We start from the raw sequence: 25,895 nt of genomic DNA on the forward strand, positions 1-25,895 counted from the left end.
CCGTGGCGTCAGATGTCGAGCGGATCGACTTCGAGGTTCCAGCGCAGCACGCCCTTGAGCACGCGCAACAGTGGCTGCCACGCGCGCAGCGTAGCCTGCAGCGCCGCGCGCGATGCGCTTTCGATCAGCAGCTGCGCGCGATGCACGTGCATCACCTTGACGATCGTGAGCGGCACTGCGTCGTAGACGGTGACGCGCCCGGCGGCAGGAATCCGCGCAAGTTCGGCGGCGGCCTGCTGCAGAAACGCGAGCGCCGCTTCGAGCGTGCGGCCTTCGGCGCGCAACAGCGCCTGGTAGACGAACGGCGGCAGGTGCGCGTCGCGTCGCTCGGCGAGCGTCGCATTGGCGAAGCCGACGTAGTCATGACGGCACAGCGCGTGATACAGCGCGTGACGCGGATAGCGCGTCTGCACCAGCACTTCGCCCGGCAGACCGGCGCGGCCCGCGCGGCCGCTCACCTGCATCAGCTGCGCGAACAGGCGCTCGCTCGCGCGGAAATCATGCGAAAACAGCGCGGTATCGGCGTTCAGCACGCCAACCAGTGACACGCGCTGGAAATCGTGTCCCTTCGCGATCATCTGCGTGCCGACCAGAATATCGACCTCGCCCGCGTGCACGTCCGAGAACAACGCCTGCGCGCTGCCCTTGCGGCGCGTGCTGTCGGCGTCGATTCGCAGCACGCGGGCGCCCGGCACCGCGCTCGCAAGCGTTTCCTCGACGCGCTGCGTGCCGCGCCCGAGCGGTGCGATATCGACGTTGCCGCACTCCGGGCACGAACGCGGGATACGAGACTCCCAGCCGCAGTGATGGCAGCGCAGCGCGCGCTCGGGCTTGTGCAGCACGACGTAGGCGCTGCAGCGCGGACAACCGGCCACCCAGCCGCACGCGTCGCAGGCGAGTTGCGGCGCGTAGCCACGGCGGTTGAGGAACACGAGGCTCTGCTCGCCGCGTTCGAGCCGCGCCTTCATCGCGGCGATCAACGGGCCCGACAAACCTTCGATCGATGCCCGCCCGCGCCGGCGCTCGTCTTCGAGATCGATGAGACGCACGCTCGGCAGTGCGGCCTCGGCGACGGCGCGGCGCGACAGCGTGAGCCGCTCGTAGCGGCCCTGATCTGCCTGCCACCAGCTCTCGAGCGACGGCGTCGCCGAGCCAAGCACGACCGGCACGCCGAGTTGCTTCGCCCGATAGATCGCGAGATCGCGCGCCGAATAGCGCAAGCCTTCCTGCTGCTTGTAGGCCGGATCGTGCTCCTCGTCGACGACGATGATCGCCAGCCGCGGCAGCGACGCGAGCACCGCGAGCCGCGTGCCGAGCACGATGCGCGCGCGGCCGGTATGCGCGGCGAACCAGTTGCGGGCGCGCTCGCCTTCGGCGAGGCCGCTATGCAGCGTGACGATCGCGCTGGCGTCGAGCGCGGCGAAGCGGGCGCGGAACGCCGCCTCGAACTGCGGCGTCAGGTTGATTTCCGGTACCAGCACGAGCGCTTGCGCATCGGGCTTGCCGGCCAGAATCGCGGCGAGCGCGCGCAGATACACCTCGGTCTTGCCGCTGCCCGTCACCCCGTGCAGCAGGAACGGCGCGAAGCCGTGGGCGTCGCGGATCGCTTCGACGGCACTCGCCTGTTCGTCGGTGAGGGTTGGCAGGGCAGGCGGGGGCATGTTCGGCAGCGACGCGGCGGCGGGCACCGTGGCGGCGTCGATCACATCGAGCGTGACCCAGCCTGCCGTCTGCCATGTGTCGAGTGTCGCCAGCGCCTTCGGATGCAGCGCGCGGGCGTGGGCAGCGAGGAGGAAGTCGGCTCGAGCGAGCGCTTGCGCGAGCGCTCGGAGCGCGGTCGCGCGGGCCGGCAAGGCGTCAGGCAATACCGTGCGGCCCTCGGCCGTCAACCGATAGCGCTCTTCCGGCGCGAACAGCCGCGACCAGCGCGACGCGTCGCGCAGCGCCTGCGGCAGCCCCGGCAGCGCCACTTCGCCGAGACCGCGCTGATAGTAGTCCGCGGCGAATGCGGCGAGCGCGAGCCAATGTGTCGACACCGGCGGACACGCCGTGCAGACCTGATCCACATCACGCAGGCGCTCGGCCGGCACGTCGCTGTGAGCGGTCACTTCGCAAACGAGCCCCACCACGTGCCGCTTGCCAAATGGAACGCTGACGAGCGTGCCTACGACAGCCGCCCCGGAGATGTCGCAGCGGTAGTCGAACAGGGTCGGCAGCGGATGGTCGAGCGCGACGCGGACGAACATTTCGTTCACTCGGCGTGGCGCTGAGGATGAGCCGGCACGAGGCCAACTCGCGGCGCGGGGTGGGTCGCACGGAACGCGAAGCCGTAGAAGTTAAAGTAAAACCTTAATTTCACCGCTAAGTTTTGGATTCGACTGAACAATTGCGCTCGGCTCGCGGCCCTGTGGATAACTTTGTTGAGAACTTCGCTTCGACGGGCTGCAAACGGCGCCGCGACGGCCTTGTGTGGGATTCCGCACATTTCATCACGCGCCCCGCAAACCCTTGCCCGACAAGGCTCAGATCAAATGCGCCGAGTATGTGCAAGGGTCGGGGCACGATTAAAGTCTCTACCGCGCCGCAGCGTGCGAAGTGTGCATAAGTCAGCTCTTGACTTTCGTAAGACCACCATCTGGCGGCGTATTCGCGGAGCTGCGGTCCTTAGGGCGAGAGCCCAATTCGCTGCGGTGCAACAAGAAACGGTAATGATTACACACTCACGCGGGCGTATGTGCGCCACTACGAATAGCGCGGCTGTGACGATGCACTTCGTCGACCAGTTCAGCAACATGCTCTGGCGGCGTGAACTGTGAAATGCCGTGACCCAGATTGAAAACGTGGCCGGGATGGTTACCGAAACTGTCGAGCACCGCGCGCGCTTCCATACGGATCGCGGCAGGCGGCGCAAACAACACCGACGGATCGATGTTGCCCTGAAGCGCCACCTTGCCACCGACACGTTCGCGCGCCTTGCCGAGGTTCACGGTCCAGTCGAGGCCCACCGCGTCGACGCCGCTCGCGGCGATGTCGTCGAGCCACAAGCCGCCCCCCTTCGTGAACGCGATTACGGGCACTTTTTCGCCGTCGTGTTCGCGCTTCAGCTGGCTGACCACCTGCTCGATGTAGCGCAGCGAAAAGCGCTGATAGATGCCATCGGCGAGCGCTCCGCCCCATGTGTCGAAAATCATCACCGCTTGCGCGCCAGCTTCGATCTGCGCGTTCAGATATGCCGCGACCGAGCGCGCGTTGACCTCGAGAATCCGCTGCAGCAGATCGGGACGCGCGTACAGCATCGATTTGACGGTGCGAAAGTCCGCCGAGCCGCTTCCTTCCACCATGTAGCACGCGAGCGTCCACGGGCTGCCTGAGAAACCGATCAGAGGCACGCGCTGGCGGCCTTGCGCGTCCTTCAGCGCCGAGCGGATTTCACGCACGGCGTCGGTCACGTAGCGCAGTGTCGCGTCGATGTCGGGCACCGCTATGCGCGCGACGTCGTCTTCGGTGCGCACCGGACGGGCAAATCTCGGCCCTTCGCCGTTGAGGAACTCGAGACCGAGGCCCATCGCGTCGGGCACGGTCAGGATGTCGGAGAACAGGATCGCGGCGTCGAGCGGATAGCGATCGAGGGGCTGCAAGGTGACTTCCGTCGCGAAAGCCGGGTTCTTCGCGAGACCGAGGAAACTGCCCGCGCGGCCGCGCGTGGCGTTGTATTCCGGCAGATAGCGGCCAGCCTGCCGCATCAGCCAGATCGGCGTGTAGTCGGTGGGCTGGCGCAGCAGCGCGCGCAGAAAAGTGTCGTTCAGGAGTTGATGGGCCACGTTGCGTGCGACTGAAGAGCTGAGGGCAAAGGAGCATTTTACCGGAGGCGGCTCCGGACATCGCGTGTCGCGGGGTAATGAATGTGGCGACGGCGCGTCGTGGGAAGCGGGCGGGAAGCAACTCGGACGCACCTCGATCAGCTACCGGCCGCCACTGCGCGCACGGGTCAGGGTCGATGTCTTCCGCTGCCCGGGTCGCCCTGGCTGAACGGCCGATGTTCAAGCCCGCGCTGCCAAGCTACTATCCAACAGCTTTACCGATGAACTGCACACTACACACCGCCAGGAGACTCGATGAAGAAGGCAGCACTCGCAATGCTCGGCGCGCTCGCCGGCGTCCTGATGCACGTCGGCGTAGCCAGCGCGCAAAACGCCGCGCCCGCGCCGTCCAGGCTCGACGACATCATCAGCCGCGGCACGCTGCGCGCTTGCACGACCGGCGACTACAAGCCGTATTCGTTCTACAGGGGCGATGGCCAGTTCGAGGGCATCGATATCGACATGGCTGAATCGCTCGCGAAGTCGCTCGGCGTGAAGGTCGAGTTCGTCAAGACGTCGTGGTCGAACCTGATGAACGACTTCGTCGCAAAGTGCGACATCGGCATTGGCGGTGTGTCGCCGACGCTCGAGCGCCAGAAGCATGCGTTCTTCACACAGGCTTACATGATCGACGGCAAAACGCCGATCGTCCGTTGCGACGACGTCAACAAATACCAGACGGTCGCGCAGATCGATCAACCGTCCACACGAGTGATCGTCAATCCGGGGGGCACCAACGAGAAGTTCGCGAAGCAATACTTCACGCACGCAAACGTGACCGTTTATCCGGACAACGTGACGATCTTCAGGCAGATCCTCGCGGGCAAGGCGGACGTGATGGTGACGGATGCGTCGGAAACGCTGCTGCAGCAGAAACTCAATCCCGGCCTCTGCTCGGTGCATCCGGACAAGCCGTTCCAGTACGGCGAGAAGGCCTGGTTGCTACCGCGCGGGGATGTCGCGTTCCAGCAATACGTCGATCAGTGGCTGCATCTCGCTCGAGCGACCGGCGAGTATCAGGCTATCTCGGACAAGTGGTTGAAGTAAGCCGACCGTGTCCGTTGGAGGGCGGCCTGCGCGCGCCTGGAGATTTGGGGGGCCGGCGATGATGTAACGAAGGGCGACGTCGTCGGGTCGTATAACTGTCCGGGTCAGGTCCAAGGTGCAGCGATGCGCCCCTTTCCAATACGCTGCACAAGCGGATTTGCTTTGCTGCATTGCATCACAGGTTTTTCATCGAATTGCGATGTATTTCGGGGCAGGGTCCCAGCGCTGGTACCGCAGGAAATTCGTCGCTCGAACGCTGCAGACGCAACCATTTCACGCTGATTAGTGACCCAATTTCTGCTGCACCAGGCGTCATGAATGGCATCAATCATGCGTATCAAATTGCGGCGTAGTCATCGGTAATAACTACGTTTTAAAGGTTTCATTTTGGCAATAAATCCCGCAGCGCCTTATCTGGCGGGCGTTACAACCTGAAACACTTTGTTACCGCGTTCATAGGGTAATTCGCCCACAATGCCCTCAACGGTTTCAACACGGATGTGGCTGTGTGCGTGGTGTGAGCGGATACGATGCACTTGCCGGTCGGCGCTTGCCGAAGCCCTGTAAAGGGGCATCCCTGCTGGGGCCGTCATCGACGCAGGGGCGTCGTGATAACCGTCCCATCTTTGGTCTCCTCGCGCTAACCCCGTAGCGTGTGGTTTTTAGCGGGCTCCAGGCCCGCTTTTTTTTCGCCTGCTCAAACGTTTGCGCGCGACGAATCCTCGCCGCGCAACTCCTGTTCTACCGTACCTATTTGGCATATTTGGCTGCGCAGCGTGCTGCGGCGGCGTCATGCCGTCTTGTCCTCTCTGAGTTTCAACTCGCCGATCATCCGTTCGCGCATCACGAATTTTTGCACCTTGCCGGTCACGGTCATCGGCAGCTCATCGACGAAGCGGATATACCGCGGCACCTTGTAGTGCGCAATCTGTCCCTGGCAGAACTGCTGGATTTCTTCTGCCGTCGCCTGTTCGCCGGTCCGCAGCACGATCCACGCGCATACTTCTTCGCCATACCTGGTATCGGGCACGCCGAACACCTGCACGCTCTGGATCTTCGGGTGACGGAACAGAAACTCCTCGATCTCGCGCGGATAGATGTTTTCGCCGCCGCGAATCAGCATGTCCTTCAGCCGGCCAACGATGTTGCAATAGCCTTCGGCGTCGAGCGTCGCGAGGTCGCCCGTGTGCATCCAGCCGTCGACGATACTCTCGTGCGTCTTCGCGTCGTCCCCCCAGTAACCGAGCATCACCGAGTAGCCGCGCGTGCATAGCTCGCCCGTTTCGCCGACCGGCACGATATTGCCGAGCGGATCAACGATTTTCACTTCGAGATGCGGCTGGATGCGACCGACTGTCGTCGTACGCTTGTCGAGCGGATCGGTCGTCGAGCTCTGGAACGAGACTGGGCTGGTTTCCGTCATGCCGTAGGCGATCGTGATCTCGCTCAGGTGCATCTTCGAGACGACCTTCTTCATCGTCTCGATCGGGCACGGCGAGCCCGCCATGATGCCGGTGCGCAGCCGCGAGAAGTCGTACGAGGCGAAGCTCGGATGGTCGAGTTCTGCGATGAACATCGTCGGGACGCCGTGCAGCGCGGTGCATTTTTCCTCCGCCGTCGCGGTGAGTGTCGCGGCCGGATCGAAGCCCTCGCCCGGAAACACCATGTTCGCCCCGACCGACACGCACGCGAGCACCGCCAGCACCATCCCGAAGCAGTGGTACAGCGGCACTGGAATGCACAGGCCGTCCTGCTCGCTGAGCCGCATCGCCATCGCGATATAGCGCGCGTTGTTCACGACGTTGCGATGCGTCAGCGTCGCGCCCTTCGGATTGCCCGTCGTGCCGCTCGTGAACTGGATGTTGATCGGCTCCCGGCACGACAGCGTCGCGCCGATCGCATCGAGCCGGGTGGCGTCGAACGACGCACGGCCACGCTCGATCACGTCGGAAAAGCTCAGCATGCCTGGGGTCTCCGTGTCGCACATGCGGATCACGTAGCGCAGTTCCGGCAGCCGCGCGCCATGCAGTTCGCCCGGCGGCTGCGTCGCCAATTCGGGCGCGAGTTCCTGCAGCATCTCGAGGTACATCGACGTCTTGAAGCGCTCGGCGGTGATGATCGCCTTGCAACCGGCCTTGTTCAGCGCGTATTCGAGCTCCGCGAGCCGGTAGGCAGGATTGATGTTGACGAGGATCGCGCCGATACGCGCGGTCGCGAACTGCGTCAGCAGCCACTCGACGCGGTTCGGCGACCAGATGCCGACGCGATCGCCCTTCGCGATGCCGAGTGCAAGCAGCCCGGACGCAAGCACATCCACTTCCTGCGCGAATTCGCTCCACGTCCAGCGGATGCGCTGCTCCCGAAACACCACGGCCGGCCGGTCGGGAAAGCGCGCCGCGGTGTCGCGCAGAAGCTCGCCGACGGTCGCTTCGCTCAACGGATTTTCGGTCGACCCGCGCACATACGACAGTCCATCCGCAGGTTCGATGAGCGCACCTTCTCCCGAGCTATGCGTTGCCATGGTGTTGTCTCCGTGAGCGCAAGCGCGCTCGATTGAAATGAATTTGAAATCGATTGTGCACCGGCGCGTATCCGGCCGGCATCAAGTCTTACCCGCACCGCGTCGCATCGACCGCGGCGAGCGGCGACCGTCCGTTTCTCCAACCTCGTGGATTTTGCCGACCTTTACGTAAACGTCAACTAGCTATCAAAAAAAAGCAGCCGCGCAGGCTGCTTTCTTCCACTACGTGCTGCTTTAGTGCTGGCCGCGCAGCTTGCGCAAACGCTGGATTGCCGCGAGCTGCGCCGTCGCGTACGCGAGTTCCGCCTGTGCGGTCGCGTACTCGAGGTTCGAGCCCGTGTTCTGCAGCGCCTCTTCCGCACGCTTGCGTGCGTCTTCGGCCTTGGCTTCGTCGAGATCCTTGCCGCGGATCGCGGTGTCGGCGAGAACCGTCACTGCACCCGGTTGGACCTCGAGGATGCCGCCGGCGACGAACACAAACTCTTCTTCGCCGTTTTCAACTTCGATGCGCACCGCACCCGGACGGATCCGCGTGATGAGCGGCGTGTGGCCCGGCAGAATGCCGAGTTCACCCGCTTCGCCTGGCAGCGCGACGAACTTCGCCTGGCCCGAGAAGATTTCCTCTTCCGCGCTGACGACGTCTACTTTAATAGTTGCCATATGTGTCGACTCCTGTCGACGAGAGTTAGCGCTTGAGTGCTGACTCCCGTCCCATGCAAGGCGGGTTGAGCGTAATCAGAGACGCTGGCTTTGCGCAACACTACCGTTTTGGCAGCCGTGATGCGCGAGGTCGGCGCCCGCTTCGTTACACCCGACCTTTACTGGATCTTCTTGGCTTTTTCGAAGGCTTCGTCGATCGTGCCGACCATGTAGAACGCTTGCTCCGGCAGGTGGTCGCACTCGCCTTCGACGATCATCTTGAAGCCACGGATCGTTTCCTTCAGCGGCACGTACTTGCCCGGCGAACCCGTGAACACTTCAGCGACGTGGAACGGCTGCGACAGGAAACGCTGAATCTTACGAGCGCGCGCGACGGCGAGCTTGTCTTCCGGCGCGAGTTCGTCCATGCCCAGAATCGCGATAATGTCGCGCAGTTCCTTATAGCGCTGCAGCGTTTGCTGCACGCCGCGCGTGATCGAATAGTGCTCTTCGCCGATCACGTGCGGGTCGATCTGACGCGAGGTCGAATCGAGCGGGTCCACCGCGGGGTAGATACCGAGCGAAGCGATGTCACGCGACAGCACGACGGTTGCGTCGAGGTGGCCGAAGGTCGTAGCCGGCGACGGGTCGGTCAAGTCGTCTGCAGGGACGTACACGGCCTGCACCGACGTGATCGAGCCAGTCTTGGTCGACGTAATACGCTCTTGCAACTTACCCATTTCTTCAGCCAGCGTCGGCTGATAGCCCACTGCCGACGGCATACGGCCGAGCAGTGCCGACACTTCGGTACCGGCCAGCGTGAAACGGTAGATGTTGTCGACGAAGAACAGCACGTCGAGGCCTTCGTCACGGAAGTGCTCGGCCATCGTCAGGCCGGTCAGCGCGACGCGCAGACGGTTGCCCGGCGGCTCGTTCATCTGGCCGTACACCAGCGCGACCTTGTCGAGAACGTTCGAGTCCTTCATTTCATGATAGAAGTCGTTCCCTTCGCGGGTACGCTCGCCCACACCGGCGAACACGGAGTAACCACCGTGTTCCTTCGCGATGTTGTTGATCAGTTCCATCATGTTCACGGTCTTGCCCACGCCGGCGCCACCGAACAGACCCACCTTACCGCCCTTCGCGAACGGGCAGATCAGGTCGATAACCTTGATGCCGGTTTCGAGCAGCTCGGTCGACGGCGACAGTTGGTCGAACGCCGGAGCCTTCTGGTGGATCGCACGCGTGGTTTCGCTCGAGATCGGGCCGGCTTCGTCGATCGGACGGCCAAGCACGTCCATGATACGGCCGAGGGTCGGCTTGCCGACCGGCACGCTGATCGGGTTGCCCGTGTTCTTCACGATCGTGCCGCGGCGCAGACCATCCGAAGCACCCAGACAGATGGTACGGACCACGCCGTCGCCCAGCTGCTGCTGGACTTCGAGCGTCAGTTCCGAACCTTCCAGAATGAGCGCGTCGTAGATCTTCGGCATGGTTTCACGCGGAAATTCCACGTCGATCACCGCGCCGATGCACTGTACGATCTTGCCTTCTACCAAAGCAGTAGTACTCATCGCTTTTCCTTTAGATACTCAATTCTTCACTCGCGCAAAGGCGCAGTTTCTCCGATGGGCGCGCCGCTCGGGCGCACACGCAACGACCTGCCTGACCGGGGTCAGACGGCCGCCGCTCCACCGACGATTTCCGACAGTTCTTTCGTGATCGCGGCCTGACGGCTCTTGTTGTAGACGAGCTGCAGATCGTTGATGACCGTCTTCGCGTTGTCCGAAGCGGCTTTCATCGCGACCATGCGGGCCGACTGCTCCGATGCCATGTTTTCCGCGACGGCCTGATAGACCAGCGCTTCGACATAACGCACCAGCAGTTCGTCCACCACTGCCTGCGCATCCGGCTCGTAGATGTAGTCCCACTGCGTGCTCGGCGTCGTACCGTCTTCTTCCGTGCGCTCGAACTGGTCCGCCGACAATGGCAGCAGTTGCTCGATCACCGGCTCCTGCTTCATCGTGTTGACGAAGCGCGTGTACGCGAGGTACACCGCCGAAATCTTCCCTTCCGAGTACAGGTCGAGCTGCACCTTCACAGCGCCGATCAGTTTTTCCAGATGCGGCGTATCGCCCAGTTGCACGACGTTCGAGACGACTTTCGCCTGCAGGCGGTTCAGGAAGCCCAGACCCCTGCTGCCGATCGCGGTTGCCTCGAACGTCTTGCCCTGGCCTTCCAGTTCCTTGAACTTCTGCAGCGACGCACGCAGCACGTTGGTGTTCATCCCCCCGCACAGACCTTTATCAGTCGTGACGAGGATGATGCCGGCCGCCTTCGCGCCTTCGTTCGACACCATGAACGGGTGACGATACTCCGGGTTCGCACGGCTCATGTGCGCGGCGATATCGCGGACCTTGTCGGCATACGGGCGAGCAGCGCGCATGCGCTCCTGAGCGCGGCGCATCTTCGATGCGGCCACCATCTCCATCGCTTTCGTGATCTTGCGCGTGTTTTGCACGCTCTTGATCTTGCCGCGAATTTCCTTCATTCCAGCCATTGCTTGCTCCTTTGTCGGCCCGAGTTAGCGCTTTAGCGCTAACTCGGGTCCCATGCAATGCGGCCGAAGTAGCGCGGGAGCATTCGCATGCGGCCCGCGCCGCTTCAAGGTCCGTTTATGCCTTGCGGATCACTCGCGGATCAATAAGCGCCGGACTTCTTGAAGTCTTTGACGGCCGTGTGCAGCAGGCCTTCGTCGTCCTTCGAGAGTTCCTTGGTGTCTTCGATACGCTTGACCAGGTCAGCATGGCTCGACTTCAGGTGGTCGCGCAAGCCCTTTTCGAACGGCAGGACTTGAGCAACTTCGAGGTCGTCGAGATAGCCGTTGTTCGCCGCGAACAGCGACACAGCCAGTTCCCACACCTGCAGCGGCTGATACTGCGGCTGCTTCAGCAGTTCCGTCACGCGGCGGCCGCGCTCGAGCTGCTTGCGGGTCGCTTCGTCGAGGTCCGATGCGAACTGCGCGAACGCAGCGAGTTCACGGTACTGCGCGAGGTCGGTACGGATACCGCCCGACAGCTTCTTCACGACCTTCGTCTGAGCCGCGCCACCCACACGCGACACCGACACGCCAGCGTTAATCGCCGGGCGGATACCTGCGTTGAAAAGGTCGGTTTCAAGAAAGATCTGGCCGTCGGTAATCGAGATCACGTTCGTCGGAACGAATGCGGTCACGTCGCCTGCCTGCGTTTCGATGACCGGCAGTGCCGTCAGCGAACCGCTCTTGCCCTTCACTTCGCCGTTGGTGAACTTCTCGACGTACTCTTCCGACACGCGAGCAGCACGCTCAAGCAGACGCGAGTGCAGATAGAACACGTCACCCGGATAAGCTTCACGGCCCGGCGGGCGGCGCAGCAGCAGCGAGATCTGACGGTATGCCCAAGCCTGCTTGGTCAAGTCGTCATAAACGATCAGCGCGTCCTGTCCGCGGTCGCGGAAGTATTCGCCCATCGTGCAGCCGGCGTACGGTGCGAGGTACTGCATCGCAGCCGATTCCGAAGCCGAAGCGGACACGACGATCGTGTATTCCAGCGCGCCGGTTTCTTCCAGCTTGCGCACCACGTTCATGATCGACGAAGCCTTCTGGCCGATCGCGACGTAGATACAGAAGAGGTTCTTGCCCTTCTGGTTGATGATCGCGTCGACTGCGACTGCGGTCTTGCCGCACTGACGGTCGCCGATGATCAGCTCACGCTGGCCACGGCCGATCGGCACCATCGCGTCGATCGACTTCAGACCGGTCTGGACCGGTTCCGAAACCGACTTACGCCAGATCACGCCCGGGGCAATCTTTTCGATTGCATCGGTCTTCTTCGCGTTGATCGGGCCTTTGCCGTCGATCGGGTTGCCGAGTGTGTCGACCACGCGGCCGAGCAGTTCCGGACCCACCGGCACTTCGAGAATGCGGCCCGTCGTCTTGACGATGTCGCCTTCCGAAATGTGTTCGTATTCACCCAGAATCACGGCGCCGACCGAGTCGCGCTCGAGGTTCAGCGCGAGACCGAAGGTGTTGCCCGGAAATTCGAGCATTTCGCCCTGCATCACTTCCGACAGGCCGTGGATACGCACGATACCGTCGGTCACGGAGATCACGGTGCCCTGGTTGCGAACGTCTGCGCTCGCGTCAAGGCCCTGGATCCGGCTCTTGATCAGCTCGCTGATCTCAGAGGGATTGAGTTGCATTATTCGCTCCTGATAGTCAATTCTGTTGCGTGCCAGCCGCTAAAACGCGAAGCGCTTCAGGCCGTCAGGGCCGTTTGCATGCTGGCGAGCCGCGCGCGGACCGAGGTATCGAGCACTTCGTCGCCGACCGTCACGCGTACGCCGCCGATCAGCGAGTGATCGACTTCGACCGTCGGCTTCAGCTTGCGCTTGAACTTGCGTTCGAGGCTTGCGACGAGTTCGTTCAACTGCGCACCTTCGAGCGGGAATGCGCTGACGATCAGCACATCTGCTGCCCCTTCGCGGGCGTTCTTCAACTCTTCGAACTGCGAGGCGATTTCCGGCAGCAGCTGCAGGCGATGGTTGTCCACCAGCATCTGCACCAGATTCTTCGCTTGCGCGTTGTCCTTGAGCGGCGACTTGACCGCGGCCAGCAGCAGATCGCTTACCTGGGCACGGCTCACTTTCGGGCTCGAGGCGATCGACAGCACTTCGGGCAGACGCGCAACCTGTGCCAGCTCCTGCACGAGCGTGGACCAGGCGGCGATGTCACCAGCTTCGGCCACGCCAAACAGCGCTTCCGCGTACGGACGGGCGATGGTTGCAAGTTCGGCCATGATCAGAGCTCGGCTTTCAGTTGATTCAGCAGGTCAGCATGAGCCGCCTGGTCGACTTCGCGCTGCAGGATCTGTTCAGCGCCCTTCACAGCGAGTGCAGCAACTTCGCCACGCAGCGCTTCGCGCGCCTTCACGACTTGCTGATCCGCGTCGGCCTTCGCCTGCGCGATGATGCGGGCGGCTTCCGCCTGCGCCTGAGCCTTGATTTCGTCGGCGACTGCGACAGCGCGCTTTTCAGCGTCGGCAATGCGTTGCTGGCCGTCGTTGCGAGCCTGAGCCAGTTCCTGGTCGACGCGCTTGTGAGCGGCTTCGAGTTCCTGCTTGCCCTTTTCCGCGGCGGACAGACCGTCGGCGATCTTCCTCGCGCGCTCATCGATGGCGTTGATCAGCGGCGGCCACACGAATTTCATCGTGAACCACGCGAGGATCAGGAACACGACCATTTGCGCAAACAGGGTTGCGTTGAGATTCACGGTGTTTCCTTAAACGTTGCTAGTTCGGAAAGTGAAACGGCAAGGCGCTCATCGATTCTGCTCGATCAGCGCCCCAGTACCCGTTCCGCCCTGCGCCTTTACCTTTATAGCTCAGGCGCAAACCTCCGAGGAACCTCAGCCTGCCAGCTTCGAGAGCAGCGGGTTCGCGAACGCAAACAGCATTGCCACACCAACGCCAATCAGGAACGCCGCATCGATCAGACCAGCCAGCAGGAACATCTTGGTTTGCAGCGGGTTCATCAGTTCCGGTTGACGGGCGCATGCTTCGATGTACTTGCCGCCCATCAGACCGATACCGATACAGGCGCCGATAGCACCCAGGCCGATGATGATGCCGATACCGATGGCGGTCAGACCCTGGATGTTGGCGATGAAAGCTTGCATGATCACTCCTTTGTGAAAAGTCTTTTAGAACTGGTTGGAACTGGGATTTGAAAAACTACGATTCTTTGCCGACAACGCAGGTTAGTGCGTGTCGTGTGCCTGGCCGATGTACACCAGCGTCAGCATCATGAAAATGAACGCCTGCAGCAGAACGATCAGGATGTGGAAGATTGACCACACTGTGCCGGCGACCACGTGGCCGATGAAGCCAAGCACCGTCGTGTCCGCGCCGAAGCTCCAGAGGCTGCCGAGCAGGGCAATCAGCAGGAACAACAGTTCGCCCGCGTACATGTTGCCGAACAACCGCATGCCGAGCGAGACCGTCTTCGCGACGAACTCGATGATGTTCAGTGCGAGGTTCGGGATCCACAGCAGCGGATGCGCGCCGAACGGAGCGGACAGCAGTTCATGCACGAAGCCGCCAGCGCCCTTGATCTTGAAGTTGTAGTAAATCATCAGCACGAACACGCCGAGCGCGATACCGATCGTGCCGTTCAGGTCGGCGGTCGGCACGATGCGGTGGTGCGGGATGGCTTCGGACAGACCCAGCCAGCCGATCACACGGCCCGGCAGGTCGACGGGTATGAAGTCGAGTGAGTTCATTAGCGCGACCCAGACGAACACGGTCAGCGCGAGCGGCGCGATGAAGGTGCGCGAGCCGTGGATCATGGCCTTCGATTGATCCTCGACCATTTCGACAAGCATTTCGATCGCGCATTGGAAGCGACCCGGCACGCCGGCCGTTGCCTTGCGGGCTGCCAGATGCAGCACGAAGATCGTGACGAGGCCGCACACGATCGACCAGAACAGGGTGTCGAGATTCCACACATGGATGTCGAAAATCGACGTCTGGTGTGCGGTGGAAAAGTTCTGCAAGTGGTGCGCGATGTACTCGGACGGATCCATTGCGCGCGTGCCTTCGCTAGCTGCCATATCGTTAAAGCCACCCAAATTGTCGAAAATCGTTCGAGGCCGCTCCCGCCGGAACACTGTGTTGCGGGAACGCGCCGGGTGCGGGCCCTGTCTCACCCGCACACCCGTGCCGGCGCTGCGCGCCGGCCTTAAATTCTTTTTGCTGCTGTTTTTTGTGCTGCTACCTTAGCGCCACGCCAAGGCGATCCAGTAAGTCTTCAGCGCGATGAGGTAGGTCACGAGCAGCGGAATCCAGCGTACGTCGTGATACCAGAAGGCGATTGCGACAAACATCGCAATCGTTGTCCCCATCTTGAGTGCTTCGCCGATCATCCAGCTCATCACGGTCTCGGCGCCGCCCTGCTTTTTCAGTCGTGCCGCGAACAACGCGCCCGGCACCCAGCAGATCGCCCCCCCGAGGAACGCGGACAGCGCAGCAGCGCCCGGCGGCTTGTAGAACAGCCACCACAACAGCGTTGCGACCAGGGACAAAACCATTTGCGCTGCGACGACCCTGAACGGCGTTACGCGCGATGGACGACCCACGCCGGGACCAAACAGCTTTTCCGCCTCGGCCCGCGTGAGCGGAACGATATTGTTATCTTCCTGCGCGTCATCCCACGCTTCGACCGGATCGAACTGCCGACTGGAGGACATCTCGGGTGCGGAGCGTTCAGCGCGGTGTCTGTCGTCACCATTCTCCGGCGACAGATTCGACGTTTTGACCGCCATCGCAATGTTCCGAAAGTCTCGTTCAGCCCGCGAGTTTACGCAGCGCTTACGGGGTTGCCGTGCAATTAAATCCGGGCGATTGTAAGCGATAGTTGCAGGCAATTCAAGACTTTAGGCCAGCCTATAACCGCGTGAAACTTCCCTTCACGATGCGGTAAAACGTACGCTAACGACGCGAAACACGTCAAATGTAAGGCGGGCGGGGGACGGCAAAACCCGTGCGGGTGGTCGCGTGGATCGAAGCTCGTTGGCAGTGCGTTCCGACGCAGCGGCAGACGTCTCGAAAATGCAACAAATGCCTCTTTTTTAAGGGCTGAACGGGATAGCTCTTCTATTGAGCTGAATCAGCCTCACCGCAAATTTCGATGATGATCGGGTCGCTTTTGATAGCGGCTCGTCAGGATGATTATCGCGTGAATGTGGAGCGTCCGAAGCTAGGATTCCTGATTATTCGTGCATCGGTTGTTTTGGAATCCACAATAGTCGCTCGCACCGAGGTAGACCAACTCGCGGCAGTGCTCATGCACAGGCCGCCAGCCGTTCACCACTCTTGCCTGCTGAGCGCCAATCTGTGCTCAGACGTTCGCGTTCCCGCGCAAACGAACCAGAATGCCTTCCAGCGCGTCGAGATCGCCGAAGTCCACCAGCACCTGGCCGCGACCGCGTCGGCCGAGCTTGATTTTCACCGTAGCGGACAGCAGGTCCGACAGTTCCTCTTCCAGGCGTCGCGTGTCACGGCCGCCGTCCGGATTCGCGCGGGCCTTGGCCGCCGGCGTCACCTTCGTGGTCATCGCAACCAGCTTTTCCGTCTCGCGCACAGACAGGCGCTTGTTGACGACCTGGTTGGCCAGCGTGATCTGCGTCGCGGCATCGACGGCGAGCAGCGCGCGAGCGTGGCCCATGTCGAGATCGCCGGCGAGCAACATCGTCTGTACCGGTGTCGCAAGGTTCAGCAGACGCAGCAGGTTCGACACCGCGCTGCGCGAGCGGCCCACCGACTCTGCCGCCTGCTCATGTGTGAAATTGAATTCGTCGAGCAGGCGCTGGATACCCTGGGCCTCTTCGAGGGGATTCAGATCCTCGCGCTGGATGTTTTCGATCAGCGCCATCGCCGCGGCGGCCTGGTCGGGCACGTCCTTCACAAGCACCGGCACCTCGTCGAGGCCCGCAAGCCGCGCCGCGCGAAAACGCCGCTCCCCCGCGATGATCTCATAGCGGTCCGCCGCGATCGGACGCACGAGAATCGGCTGCATCAGCCCTTGCGCGCGGATGCTCGCCGCAAGCTCCTGCAGCGCGCCTTCGTCCATGCGCGTGCGCGGCTGGTATTTGCCCGCCTGCATCTTGCCGAGCGGCAATACGTTCGGCGCGCCGTCGATCACCGCTGCCTCGGTGATATCGGCGGTGCCGCCGAGCAATGCCTCCAGACCGCGGCCCAGTCCTTTCTTTCTTGCTACTGCGTTCATCGTGCTTCCTCGATCCGCTTAGGATGCCTGGGGCGCGTCATTCAGCGCGCGCACCCGCTCAATCATTTCGACGCCGAACTGCACGTACGCCTGCGCGCCTCGCGACGCCCTGTCGAACACCACACCGGGCAGCCCATAGCTGGGCGCCTCGGCCAATCGCACGTTGCGTGGAATCACCGCGTCGAAGACCTTGTCGCCGAAGTGCTCTTTCAATTGATCCGAGACTTGCTGTTGCAACGTAATGCGCGGATCGAACATGACGCGCAGCAGACCGATCACCTTGAGGTCGCGATTCAGATTCGCATGGACCTGCTTGATCGTGTTGACGAGGTCGGACAGCCCTTCGAGCGCGAAGTATTCGCACTGCATCGGAATGACGACGCCGTGCGCGGCGCATAGTCCGTTGAGCGTCAGCAGTGACAGAGCCGGCGGGCAATCGATCAGCACGAAATCGTACTCGCCCTCGACCCCGGCGAGCGCCGCCTTCAGTTGACGCTCGCGATTCTGCATGCTGACGAGTTCGACCTCGGCGCCCGCGAGCTCACGGTTCGCGGGAAGCACGTCGTATCCGACCGCCTCGGGCCGTACGCGCGCATCGGCCACCGACACGTTGTCCACGAGCACCTCGTAGACCGTGTTCGTACATTCGGCCTTGTCGATACCGCTGCCCATCGTGGCGTTGCCTTGCGGGTCCAGATCGATGAGAAGGACTCGCTGTCCCTGCGCTGCCAGGCTCGCGGCCAGATTGACTGTGGTGGTCGTCTTGCCGACGCCGCCCTTCTGGTTCGCAACGCAGAAGATTTTTGCCATCGTTGGTGTGTCCCTTTTGCTGCTTGGATGAAGTGAAAATCGTTGAGGGTGTTGCCAGGCCGAGGCGGCCGTCAGCTTTCGGGGTCCACTCGCACCTCGATCAGATGCCGCTCGGCGTCGAGCGACGGCACGTTCAGCCGGATGATCTGTTCCACGTGAGCGCCCGCCGGCAGACGCGCGATTTCGGCATCCGGCCGCATACCCTTCATCGCCCAAATTGCGCCCTGCTCCGCAACCAGATGACGGGCCAGTGTAACGAAATCCGAGAGTTCTGCGAACGCGCGCGAGACAATTACGTCGAACTTTGCCGGTACTTCGGCGCCAGGCCGCAGCGTCTCCACCCGACCGGTCACAACCGACAGGTTCGCGAGGCCCAGTTCCGCCTTCGCCTGCGACTGAAAGGCAGTCTTCTTATGGACGATGTCGTTTGTCGTGATGGTCCAATCGGGCAGCACGATCGCGAGCACGATGCCCGGCAGCCCCCCGCCCGAACCGACGTCGAGCACCGACGACGGCCCGCGCGGCGCCAGGTGCGGCACGATCGATAGCGAATCGAGAATGTGCTGGATTAGCATCTGCCTCGGGTCGCGGATCGCTGTCAGGTTGTAGATGTTGTTCCACTTCGCGAGCAACGCGACGTAATCGAGCAGCTTGCGCTGCTGCGCGTCGCTGAGTTCGAGACCAAGTTCACGGACACCGTCCGCCAGCAATGACGCCAAGGCCTGCTGGTCGATTCCCCTCTGCGCTGCCGTCATTGAACCACCGGCGTGCTGTCGGCGCCGGGCTCGGCGGACTTCGACGGACGACGCCCGAGGCCACGCTTCAGATGGACCATCAGCAGCGAGATGGCGGCAGGCGTGATACCGGAAATACGCGACGCCTGTCCGATCGTTTCCGGCCGGAACTGCATCAACTTCTGGCGAGCTTCGAACGACAGCCCACGGACCTCGGTGTAGTCCAGCCCTTCAGGCAGACGCGTGTTCTCTTGCGCCTCGTTGCGTTCGATCTCACCGGCCTGTCGGTCGATGTAGCCCTGATATTTGACGCCAATTTCGATCTGTTCCTTGATTTGCGCGAGCAGCACGGGGTCTTCCGCAAGTGCTTCGGGCGCGCCACAAGTGCCGTCACGCAGCCCACAGACGCCGTCGTAGCTGACGCCCGGACGACGCAGCAGGTCCGCGAGACTGTATTCGTGGTCGATTGGCTTGCCAAGCAAGGCGGTCGCCTCTTCTGCCGATAAGGTCTTAGGATTGACCCAGGTTGAACGCAAGCGCTGTGTTTCACGTGAAACAGCGTCACGCTTGCGACTGAAGGCGTCCCAGCGAGCGTCATCGACCACGCCGAGTTCGCGCCCGATCTCCGTCAGCCGCGTATCGGCGTTGTCTTCGCGCAAGCTCAGACGGTACTCCGCGCGGCTCGTGAACATCCGGTACGGCTCGGACACCCCGCGCGTGACTAGATCGTCCACGAGCACGCCGAGATAAGCCTGGTCGCGACGCGGACACCATGCTTCCTTGCCTTGCACAAACAGACCGGCGTTGATGCCGACCAGAGTGCCCTGTGCAGCTGCCTCTTCGTAGCCGGTCGTACCGTTGATCTGTCCGGCGAAGAACAGGCCACTGATCACCTTCGTTTCTAGCGATGCCTTCAGGCCACGCGGATCGAAATAGTCGTACTCGATCGCGTAGCCCGGGCGCAGGATATGCGCATGCTCGAGCCCGCGCATGGAACGCACCAGCTCGAGCTGCACGTCGAAGGGCAGGCTCGTCGAGATCCCGTTCGGATAGAACTCGTTGGTCGTCAGACCTTCCGGCTCGAGGTAGATCTGATGCGATTCCTTCGACGCAAACCGGTGAATCTTGTCCTCGATCGACGGGCAATAGCGTGGCCCCACCCCCTCGATCACGCCCGTGTACATTGGCGAACGATCGAGACCGCCGCGAATGATGTCGTGTGTCCGTTGATTCGTATGCGTGACCCAGCACGGCACCTGTCGCGGGTGCTGCTCGACACGCCCGAGGAACGAGAACACCGGCACCGGGTCCAGATCCCCGGGCTGCTCTTCGAGCTGCGAATAGTCGATCGTGCGACCGTCGATTCGCGGTGGCGTACCGGTTTTAAGCCGGCCCTGCGGTAGCTTCAGCTCTTTCAACCGCGCCGACAGCGAAACCGCAGCCGGGTCGCCCGCGCGTCCGCCGGTGTAGTTGTTCAACCCCACGTGAATCTTGCCGTCGAGGAACGTGCCCGCGGTTAGCACCACCGCGCGCGACCGGAAACGAATACCCACTTGCGTGATGGCGCCGACCACGCGGTCGCCCTCGACCATCAGATCGTCGACGGCCTGCTGAAATAGCCAGAGGTTCGGCTGATTCTCTAGACGATGGCGGATCGCCGCTTTGTACAGCACGCGGTCAGCCTGAGCGCGCGTCGCGCGGACCGCCGGTCCTTTCGACGAATTCAGGATCCGAAACTGGATGCCGCTTTCGTCGGTAGCGGCCGCCATGGCGCCACCCAGCGCGTCGACCTCCTTGACCAGATGGCCTTTGCCAATGCCGCCAATCGACGGATTGCAGCTCATCTGACCAAGGGTCTCGATGTTATGGGTCAAAAGCAGCGTTTTGTTGCCCATGCGCGCCGACGCCAAAGCAGCTTCGGTGCCGGCATGACCGCCACCGACGACGATTACGTCAAATTCTGTGGGAAAAAGCATCGCGGGATCTCACGCCAGATCGTCGCGTGAGCCTTCAAAAGAAATGTATGGGCGAATTATAACGGCTTCAGTTGCGGCCCGAATTTCGTCCGAATGATGAAACAATAAAAAAGCGGTGTGTTTCACGTGAAACACACCGCGTCCAGAGACAGCGATCAGCGAAATAAGTGCAGGCTTATGCGACCTTTTTGGCAAGACCGAGATAGGTTTCGATCACCCGGGGATTTTGCGCGAGGTCGGTTGCCGGTCCTTCCAGCGCCAACTCGCCGGTTTCCAGCACGTAGCCGTAGTCCGAGATCTGCAATGCAGCGCGCGCATTCTGCTCGATCAGCAGCGTCGCGACGCCCGTCTGCCGCAAGGCGCTGATGATGTGAAAGATTTCCTTCACGATCAGCGGCGCGAGACCGAGGCTCGGCTCGTCCAGCATCAGCAGATCGGGCTTGCCCATCAGGGCGCGGCCGACCGCGAGCATCTGCCGCTCGCCGCCGGAAAGCGTGCCGGCCGCCTGCTTGCGCCGCTCCTTCAGCCGCGGAAACAGTTCGAACACCGGTTCCAGCTGATCGAGAAAGTTGCGCTCCCCTGCTCGCTTGCGCCGGTAGGCGCCAAGCAGCAGATTGTCCTCGACGGTCATCGAAGCGAAAAGCTCACGCTTTTCCGGCACCAGGCACATTCCAAGCGCAACGCGTTTTTCGACCGGCATCGCGCTGACGTCGTCGCCCTGATAGGAAATCGCGCCTTTCGCATGACCGGACGTCGGCAACGCGCCCATGATCGCATTCAGCAGCGTCGACTTTCCCGCGCCGTTCGGGCCGATCACGGAGACGATCTGCCCCGCCCGCACCTTGATCGCCGCATTGTGCAGCGCTTCAACCTTGCCGTAGCGGACGGACAAATGGCTCACTTCGAGAATCGGTCCCGCTGCCGCCACGCCGGTCGTTGTCATGTCGTCCATCATTCCACCCCACCCAGATACGCTTCGAGCACCGCCGGATCCTGCTGGACTTCCTGCGGCAGGCCCTCAGCGATCCGCGTGCCGAACTCCATCACCACGAGCCGGTCCGTCAAATTCATCACGAAATCCATGTCGTGCTCGACGAGCAGCACGCTCATCCCTTCTGTCTTCAGTCTGCGCAGCAGTTCGGCGAGCTGAAGCTTTTCCTGATACCGGAGACCAGCGGCCGGTTCATCGAGCAATAGCAGAGTCGGGTCGCAGCACAGGGCGCGCGCAATTTCGAGAATCCGCTGTTGACCAAGCGCCAGGCTGCCCGCTTCGTCATACATGTGCTGTTCGAGGCCGACGCGGCGAATCTGTCGAGCGGCTTCGGCCATCAACCGCTGCTCTTCGGAGCTGTTCAGCCGCACGACACTGCGCCACACGCCCGCATGGCCACGTAGATGCGCACCGATCGCGACGTTCTCGAGCACGGTCATACCCGGCAGCAGCTTCACGTGCTGGAACGTCCGGCCGATGCCCCGCTTGACGATTTCACGCGAACTCAGCGCATCGATGCGCTCGCCGCGGAACGTGATCTCGCCGCTCGTCGCCTGCAGCACACCGGTCACGAGATTGAAGGTCGTCGACTTGCCTGCGCCGTTCGGTCCGATCAGCCCGATGATCTGCCCTGCTTTGACCTCGAAGCTGACGTCGTTCACCGCGACGAGACCGCCGAACTGCTTGCGCGCCTTGTTCACCGTCAGCAGGTCTTCGCCGGTCTGTGGCTTGTTGCGCTGCGGCAGAGGATCCGCGTGATCGGCGAGATGCGCCCGCGGGCCACGCGGGAAAAAGCGCGCGACGAACGGCCAGACGCCCTGCCGCGCGTACTGCAGAAGCAGCACCATGACGATGCCGAACACGATCACTTCGAAGTTGCCGTTCTCGCCGAGCAGTTTTGGCAGCAGCGTCTGCAAATAATCCTGCAGCACGGTCAGGATCGCCGCGCCGAGCACCGCGCCCCAGACGTGCGAGACGCCGCCCACCACCGCCATGAACAGGAACTCGATGCCGTGATTCAGTCCAAACGGCGTCGGATTCACGGCGCGCTGCAAGTGCGCGTACAGAAAACCCGAGACCGACGCAAGCACCGCCGCATAGACGAAAATCACGACGCGCATCCAGCCGGTGTTGACGCCCATTGCCTCGGCCATCAGACCACCGCCGCGCAACGCGCGGATTGCGCGACCCGGCCGGCTATTAAGCAGATTCTGAACAGAGACGACCGCAGCGAGCACGACCACCCAGATCAGGTAATAGATATGGCGGCCGGACTCAAGATTGATCCCGAAAACATTCAACACCGGGATGCCGTTGATGCCGTCGTACTTGCCGAGCATGTCGAGATTGCCGAACAGGTAGAACAGCGCGAGCCCCCACGCAATCGTGCCGAGCGGCAGAAAGTGGCCGGATAGGCGCATCGTCACGAGACCGAGCATCAGCGCAACCAGGGCAGTGACGATCACGCCCGCGATCAGCGCGAGCCACGGCGACACGCCGAAGTTCGTCGTCAGATACGCGGTTGCATACGCGCCGATGCCAACGAACGGCGGCCTGCCCGAAGCTCGTCATCCCGCCGATGCCGGTCAACAGCACGAGGCCGATCGCGACGATCGAATAGAGACCGATGTAGTTCAGCAGCGTGACCCAGTACTCGGGTACATGGATCGGATGCGGCAGAACCGGCAAAGCGAACAGCACCACGAGGAACAACCAGAAGAACTTCTTTTGCATGATTCGTTTCATCGTGTCACTCCGCTTCCTCTTCGGCGTGCGGGCTCGCAAGACTGCGCCACAGCAGCACCGGGATGATTAACGTGAACACGATCACTTCCTTATAAGCACTAGCCCAGAACGACGAATACGACTCCAGCAGACCAACGAGAATCGAGCCGGCCGCCGCCAGCGGATAGCTGACCAGACCGCCGATGATCGCGCCCACGAAGCCCTTCAAACCGATCAGGAAGCCCGAGTCGTAGTAGATCGTCGTGAGCGGCGCGACGAGGATGCCGCACAGTGCGCCGAGCCCCGCCGCAAGCGTGAATGCGAGGCGTCCCGCCTGCGTGGTGCCGATGCCGACGAGCCGCGCGCCGAGCCGGTTCACCGACGTCGCGCGCAACGCCTTGCCCGAAATCGAGCGATCGAAGTACAAATACAGCGCGCCGATCAGCACGGCCGCGGTGCCGATCACCCACAGGCTCTGGCCGGAGATCGACAACGTGCCGATGTTGAACGTCGCATCGGAAAACGCGTTGGTGCGCGAGCCTTCGGCGCCGAACATCACGAGGCCGAGACCGACCATCACGAAATGCACGGCCACCGCGACGATCAACAGCAGCAGCGTGGTCGCCTCCGCGATCGGCTCGTAGGCAAGGCGATACACGAACGGACCCATCGGAATCACGATCAGCAGCGTCAGCGCGATCTGCACGATCATCGGCAGCGGCTGCAGGAAGATGCCGCGCGTGAGCGCGTAGACCGCGATCGGAAACAGCAGGTACTTCCCCGCCAGCACGGGCAGCGTGCGCGCCGCATGACGACGCCGCTCAGCATGCCGCAACACGGCCGCCGTCTCGACGACGAAGCATGCCGCGCCCATCGCCATCAACAGCCAGCAGGTGGCCGGAAACTTCTGCGTTTGCAGTGCGGCGAGCGTCAACGCACCGTACGAAACGAACTCCCCTTGCGGGATGAAGATCACCCGCGTGACGGAGAACACCAGCACCAGCGCAAGCGCGAGCAGCGCGTAGATCGCGCCGGTCGTGATGCCGTCCTGCGCGAGGATCGCCGCAATTGATAGATCCATACTTCCTCGTCCTGAAGCGTCGAAATCGAAAAACCGCGAAACAGTCGCGACGGCGCGGTGCGAAGCCGGCCATCGATCTGCATGTCAGAAAAGACAACCGCCGCGCCGGGACGCGGCGCGGCGGTCGATGCCATTGTCGTCGAACACAATGGCAATGCGGCGTCATGCACCGCATGATTGCGCGAGAGGCGCGTACCGCTACTGGTTTTTGTAAATAGTCTTAGTTGTTCTGCAACTTCCACTTGCCGTCGACGATCTGCACGATCACGCGTGCGCGCTGGTCGAGGCCGTTGTGGTCGTTCGCGGTGGTGTTCATGATGCCGTGCGACACTGGCAGCTCCTTGATGTTTTCGAGCGCGTTGCGCAGCGCCACGCGGAACTCCGGCGTGCCCGGCTGGGCGGTCTTCAGCGCGACCGGAATCGCAGCCTGCAACATCTGGCCGGCATCCCATGCGTGGCCGCCGAAGGTCGCGACCGAACCCACGCCATACGCCTTCTCATAGGCGTTCTTATAGGCTTCCGACGACTTCTTGACCGGGTTCGAATCCGGTAATTGATCGACGACGAGAATCGGACCGGCCGGCAGCAGTTCGCCGTCGCAATCCTTGCCGCACACACGCAGGAAGTCGTTGTTCGCGACCCCGTGAGTCTGATAGACCTTGCCCTTGTAGCCACGCTCCTTCAGCGTCCTGGCCGGCAGCGCCGACGGCGTGCCCGAGCCCGCGATCAGCACCGCGTCGGGATTCGCGCCCATCGTCTTCAGCACCTGGCCCGTCACCGATGCATCGGTGCGGTTGAAGCGCTCGTTCGACACGATCTTCAGGTTGTGCGCTTTCGCAGCGGCGTCGAACGTCGTGTTCCAACTGTCGCCGTATGCGTCCGAGAATCCGATGAAGCCGACCGTCTTCACGCCGTGATGCTGCATGTAATCGGCGATCGCTTCGGCCATCAGGCTGTCGTTCTGAGGCGGTTTGAATGCCCATGCGCGCTTCGCATCCATCGGCTGAATGATCGCGGCCGATGCCGCGAGCGAGATCACCGGCGTCTTGCCCTCAGCGGCCGGATCGAGCATCGCGAGCGAATTCGGCGTGACGGTCGAGCCGATGATCGCGTCGACGTGGTCTTCGTCGATCAGCTTGCGCGTGTTCTGCACGGCCTTGCTGGTGTCCGACCCGTCGTCGAGGATGATGTACTGCACGCTCTTGCCGCCGATCTCCTTCGGCAGCAACGCGATCGTGTTCTTTTCAGGAATCCCGAGCGACGCGGCCGGCCCCGTCGTCGACAACGTGACGCCGATCTTCACCTGCGCGAATGCAGCCCCCGCGCCGCACATCAGCGCCATCGCGATGCCGGTGCGTACCCAATGCCTTGTCTTTTTCATTGCGAGTCTCCAAACGCTTTGAAAAGCGCCTATCTGTAAGCCGGCTTGCTGGGCCGGGTGTTTGAATCTAGTGAGCGGGTTCAGGTGTGCCAAGCATGGTTTTCCCTGCTCGGCGCGCATACCTTCCCCAGCTGCGTTGGGTACCGCTCCTCTCGCGTCGCGCGAGTGCGCATTCGCGTCATACGCCGCGTTTCTGTGCCGGGGCTTTATTCCAACCAGGCATCTCATAAACCACTAATATGTTAGTAGTTTGCGTTCTGCATTATCGACGGTCAAGAGAGCGTGCGCCAAATGCGGGTTTGTCCTG

General features: G+C 62.3%; 20 protein-coding genes and 1 pseudogene. 1 reads left to right on the forward strand and 20 read right to left on the reverse strand.

The genetic code is table 11. The features are described 5' to 3' along the window. Positions 1-8: 8 nt before the first annotated feature. Together OKW37_RS03885 and hemE are read right to left on the reverse strand one after the other, a co-directional pair. Positions 9-2,246: a primosomal protein N' gene (locus tag OKW37_RS03885; RefSeq protein WP_429407964.1), complete on the reverse strand. Its 2,238-nt coding sequence runs from the start codon at positions 2,244-2,246 to the stop codon at positions 9-11. 474 nt (positions 2,247-2,720) lie between these two features. After that, positions 2,721-3,821, reverse strand: coding sequence for a uroporphyrinogen decarboxylase (hemE, locus tag OKW37_RS03890; RefSeq protein ID WP_429407962.1), 1,101 nt, complete (start codon positions 3,819-3,821; stop codon positions 2,721-2,723). 294 nt (positions 3,822-4,115) lie between these two features. On the opposite strand from hemE, the gene OKW37_RS03895 reads away from it, so the two are divergent. Further along, on the forward strand, positions 4,116-4,907 hold the full coding sequence (locus OKW37_RS03895) for a transporter substrate-binding domain-containing protein (protein WP_429407960.1): 792 nt from the start codon (positions 4,116-4,118) through the stop codon (positions 4,905-4,907). Between the two features lie 790 nt (positions 4,908-5,697). On the opposite strand, the gene OKW37_RS03900 is transcribed toward OKW37_RS03895, so the two are convergent. The 18 genes and pseudogenes from OKW37_RS03900 to OKW37_RS03985 form a co-directional block, all read right to left on the reverse strand. Further along, positions 5,698-7,428 carry an AMP-binding protein gene (locus OKW37_RS03900; RefSeq protein WP_429407958.1) on the reverse strand — a complete coding sequence of 577 codons (1,731 nt, stop codon included), beginning with the start codon at positions 7,426-7,428 and terminating at the stop codon, positions 5,698-5,700. A 234-nt stretch (positions 7,429-7,662) separates the two neighbouring features. Beyond that, on the reverse strand, positions 7,663-8,088 hold the full coding sequence (locus tag OKW37_RS03905; protein WP_008917918.1) for a F0F1 ATP synthase subunit epsilon: 426 nt from the start codon (positions 8,086-8,088) through the stop codon (positions 7,663-7,665). A 158-nt stretch (positions 8,089-8,246) separates the two neighbouring features. Next, the gene (gene atpD / locus OKW37_RS03910) at positions 8,247-9,641 is read right to left on the reverse strand and encodes a F0F1 ATP synthase subunit beta (protein ID WP_090802401.1); all 1,395 of its coding nucleotides are present in this window, start codon (positions 9,639-9,641) and stop codon (positions 8,247-8,249) included. A gap of 101 nt (positions 9,642-9,742) precedes the next feature. Next, positions 9,743-10,627: a F0F1 ATP synthase subunit gamma gene (atpG, locus tag OKW37_RS03915; RefSeq protein ID WP_184061006.1), complete on the reverse strand. Its 885-nt coding sequence runs from the start codon at positions 10,625-10,627 to the stop codon at positions 9,743-9,745. 140 nt (positions 10,628-10,767) lie between these two features. Further along, positions 10,768-12,309, reverse strand: a complete 1,542-nt coding sequence (atpA, locus tag OKW37_RS03920) for a F0F1 ATP synthase subunit alpha (RefSeq protein WP_090802398.1) — start codon at positions 12,307-12,309, stop codon at positions 10,768-10,770. 56 nt (positions 12,310-12,365) lie between these two features. Continuing rightward, positions 12,366-12,905, reverse strand: coding sequence for a F0F1 ATP synthase subunit delta (locus OKW37_RS03925; protein WP_090802396.1), 540 nt, complete (start codon positions 12,903-12,905; stop codon positions 12,366-12,368). 2 nt (positions 12,906-12,907) lie between these two features. Then, positions 12,908-13,378 carry a F0F1 ATP synthase subunit B gene (locus tag OKW37_RS03930; RefSeq protein WP_090802394.1) on the reverse strand — a complete coding sequence of 157 codons (471 nt, stop codon included), beginning with the start codon at positions 13,376-13,378 and terminating at the stop codon, positions 12,908-12,910. A gap of 135 nt (positions 13,379-13,513) precedes the next feature. Continuing rightward, the gene (gene atpE, locus OKW37_RS03935; protein WP_007180033.1) at positions 13,514-13,783 is read right to left on the reverse strand and encodes a F0F1 ATP synthase subunit C; all 270 of its coding nucleotides are present in this window, start codon (positions 13,781-13,783) and stop codon (positions 13,514-13,516) included. Positions 13,784-13,864: 81 nt separating this feature from the next. Further along, complete coding sequence (gene atpB / locus OKW37_RS03940; RefSeq protein WP_026225522.1) at positions 13,865-14,716, reverse strand: F0F1 ATP synthase subunit A; 852 nt, start codon at positions 14,714-14,716, stop codon at positions 13,865-13,867. A 165-nt stretch (positions 14,717-14,881) separates the two neighbouring features. Continuing rightward, positions 14,882-15,427 carry an ATP synthase subunit I gene (locus OKW37_RS03945; RefSeq protein WP_429407955.1) on the reverse strand — a complete coding sequence of 182 codons (546 nt, stop codon included), beginning with the start codon at positions 15,425-15,427 and terminating at the stop codon, positions 14,882-14,884. Between the two features lie 575 nt (positions 15,428-16,002). After that, a complete protein-coding gene (locus OKW37_RS03950; protein WP_090802389.1) occupies positions 16,003-16,890 on the reverse strand; it encodes a ParB/RepB/Spo0J family partition protein in 888 nt (295 codons plus the stop codon). Between the two features lie 18 nt (positions 16,891-16,908). Then, positions 16,909-17,700 (reverse strand): ParA family protein, encoded by a 792-nt coding sequence (locus tag OKW37_RS03955; protein ID WP_090802387.1) that lies wholly within the window; start codon positions 17,698-17,700, stop codon positions 16,909-16,911. A 71-nt stretch (positions 17,701-17,771) separates the two neighbouring features. Then, positions 17,772-18,455: a 16S rRNA (guanine(527)-N(7))-methyltransferase RsmG gene (gene rsmG / locus OKW37_RS03960; protein WP_429407953.1), complete on the reverse strand. Its 684-nt coding sequence runs from the start codon at positions 18,453-18,455 to the stop codon at positions 17,772-17,774. Then, positions 18,452-20,410: a tRNA uridine-5-carboxymethylaminomethyl(34) synthesis enzyme MnmG gene (gene mnmG, locus OKW37_RS03965; protein WP_429407951.1), complete on the reverse strand. Its 1,959-nt coding sequence runs from the start codon at positions 20,408-20,410 to the stop codon at positions 18,452-18,454. The genes rsmG and mnmG overlap by 4 nt, the downstream gene beginning before the upstream one ends. 175 nt (positions 20,411-20,585) lie before the next feature. Beyond that, positions 20,586-21,362: an ABC transporter ATP-binding protein gene (locus OKW37_RS03970; RefSeq protein ID WP_429407949.1), complete on the reverse strand. Its 777-nt coding sequence runs from the start codon at positions 21,360-21,362 to the stop codon at positions 20,586-20,588. Then, positions 21,362-23,147, reverse strand: a pseudogene (locus OKW37_RS03975) (ABC transporter permease subunit). Before OKW37_RS03975 ends, OKW37_RS03970 begins: the two are co-directional and overlap by 1 nt. Positions 23,148-23,151: 4 nt before the next feature. After that, positions 23,152-24,207 (reverse strand): branched-chain amino acid ABC transporter permease, encoded by a 1,056-nt coding sequence (locus tag OKW37_RS03980; RefSeq protein WP_187612230.1) that lies wholly within the window; start codon positions 24,205-24,207, stop codon positions 23,152-23,154. Positions 24,208-24,427: 220 nt separating this feature from the next. Then, the gene (locus tag OKW37_RS03985; protein WP_429407946.1) at positions 24,428-25,588 is read right to left on the reverse strand and encodes an ABC transporter substrate-binding protein; all 1,161 of its coding nucleotides are present in this window, start codon (positions 25,586-25,588) and stop codon (positions 24,428-24,430) included. Between the last annotated feature and the right edge of the window lie 307 nt (positions 25,589-25,895).

This window comes from Paraburkholderia sp. MM5482-R2 (assembly GCF_050436125.1).
GTDB classification, from domain to species: Bacteria; Pseudomonadota; Gammaproteobacteria; order Burkholderiales; family Burkholderiaceae; genus Paraburkholderia; species Paraburkholderia tuberum.

What these genes read in the sequence shown, in the direction of transcription:
- OKW37_RS03955 (WP_090802387.1), bottom strand. Translation starts at nt 17,700, where the DNA reads ATGGCAAAAATCTTCTGCGTTGCGAACCAGAAGGGCGGCGTCGGCAAG.
- OKW37_RS03950 (WP_090802389.1), bottom strand. Translation starts at nt 16,890, where the DNA reads ATGAACGCAGTAGCAAGAAAGAAAGGACTGGGCCGCGGTCTGGAGGCA.
- atpE (WP_007180033.1), bottom strand. Translation starts at nt 13,783, where the DNA reads ATGCAAGCTTTCATCGCCAACATCCAGGGTCTGACCGCCATCGGTATC.
- rsmG (WP_429407953.1), bottom strand. Translation starts at nt 18,455, where the DNA reads ATGACGGCAGCGCAGAGGGGAATCGACCAGCAGGCCTTGGCGTCATTG.
- OKW37_RS03980 (WP_187612230.1), bottom strand. Translation starts at nt 24,207, where the DNA reads ATGGATCTATCAATTGCGGCGATCCTCGCGCAGGACGGCATCACGACC.
- atpA (WP_090802398.1), bottom strand. Translation starts at nt 12,309, where the DNA reads ATGCAACTCAATCCCTCTGAGATCAGCGAGCTGATCAAGAGCCGGATC.
- OKW37_RS03970 (WP_429407949.1), bottom strand. Translation starts at nt 21,362, where the DNA reads ATGGACGACATGACAACGACCGGCGTGGCGGCAGCGGGACCGATTCTC.
- atpG (WP_184061006.1), bottom strand. Translation starts at nt 10,627, where the DNA reads ATGGCTGGAATGAAGGAAATTCGCGGCAAGATCAAGAGCGTGCAAAAC.
- OKW37_RS03895 (WP_429407960.1), top strand. Translation starts at nt 4,116, where the DNA reads ATGAAGAAGGCAGCACTCGCAATGCTCGGCGCGCTCGCCGGCGTCCTG.
- OKW37_RS03925 (WP_090802396.1), bottom strand. Translation starts at nt 12,905, where the DNA reads ATGGCCGAACTTGCAACCATCGCCCGTCCGTACGCGGAAGCGCTGTTT.
- atpB (WP_026225522.1), bottom strand. Translation starts at nt 14,716, where the DNA reads ATGGCAGCTAGCGAAGGCACGCGCGCAATGGATCCGTCCGAGTACATC.
- OKW37_RS03985 (WP_429407946.1), bottom strand. Translation starts at nt 25,588, where the DNA reads ATGAAAAAGACAAGGCATTGGGTACGCACCGGCATCGCGATGGCGCTG.
- OKW37_RS03905 (WP_008917918.1), bottom strand. Translation starts at nt 8,088, where the DNA reads ATGGCAACTATTAAAGTAGACGTCGTCAGCGCGGAAGAGGAAATCTTC.
- OKW37_RS03885 (WP_429407964.1), bottom strand. Translation starts at nt 2,246, where the DNA reads ATGTTCGTCCGCGTCGCGCTCGACCATCCGCTGCCGACCCTGTTCGAC.
- OKW37_RS03900 (WP_429407958.1), bottom strand. Translation starts at nt 7,428, where the DNA reads ATGGCAACGCATAGCTCGGGAGAAGGTGCGCTCATCGAACCTGCGGAT.
- OKW37_RS03945 (WP_429407955.1), bottom strand. Translation starts at nt 15,427, where the DNA reads ATGGCGGTCAAAACGTCGAATCTGTCGCCGGAGAATGGTGACGACAGA.
- atpD (WP_090802401.1), bottom strand. Translation starts at nt 9,641, where the DNA reads ATGAGTACTACTGCTTTGGTAGAAGGCAAGATCGTACAGTGCATCGGC.
- mnmG (WP_429407951.1), bottom strand. Translation starts at nt 20,410, where the DNA reads ATGCTTTTTCCCACAGAATTTGACGTAATCGTCGTCGGTGGCGGTCAT.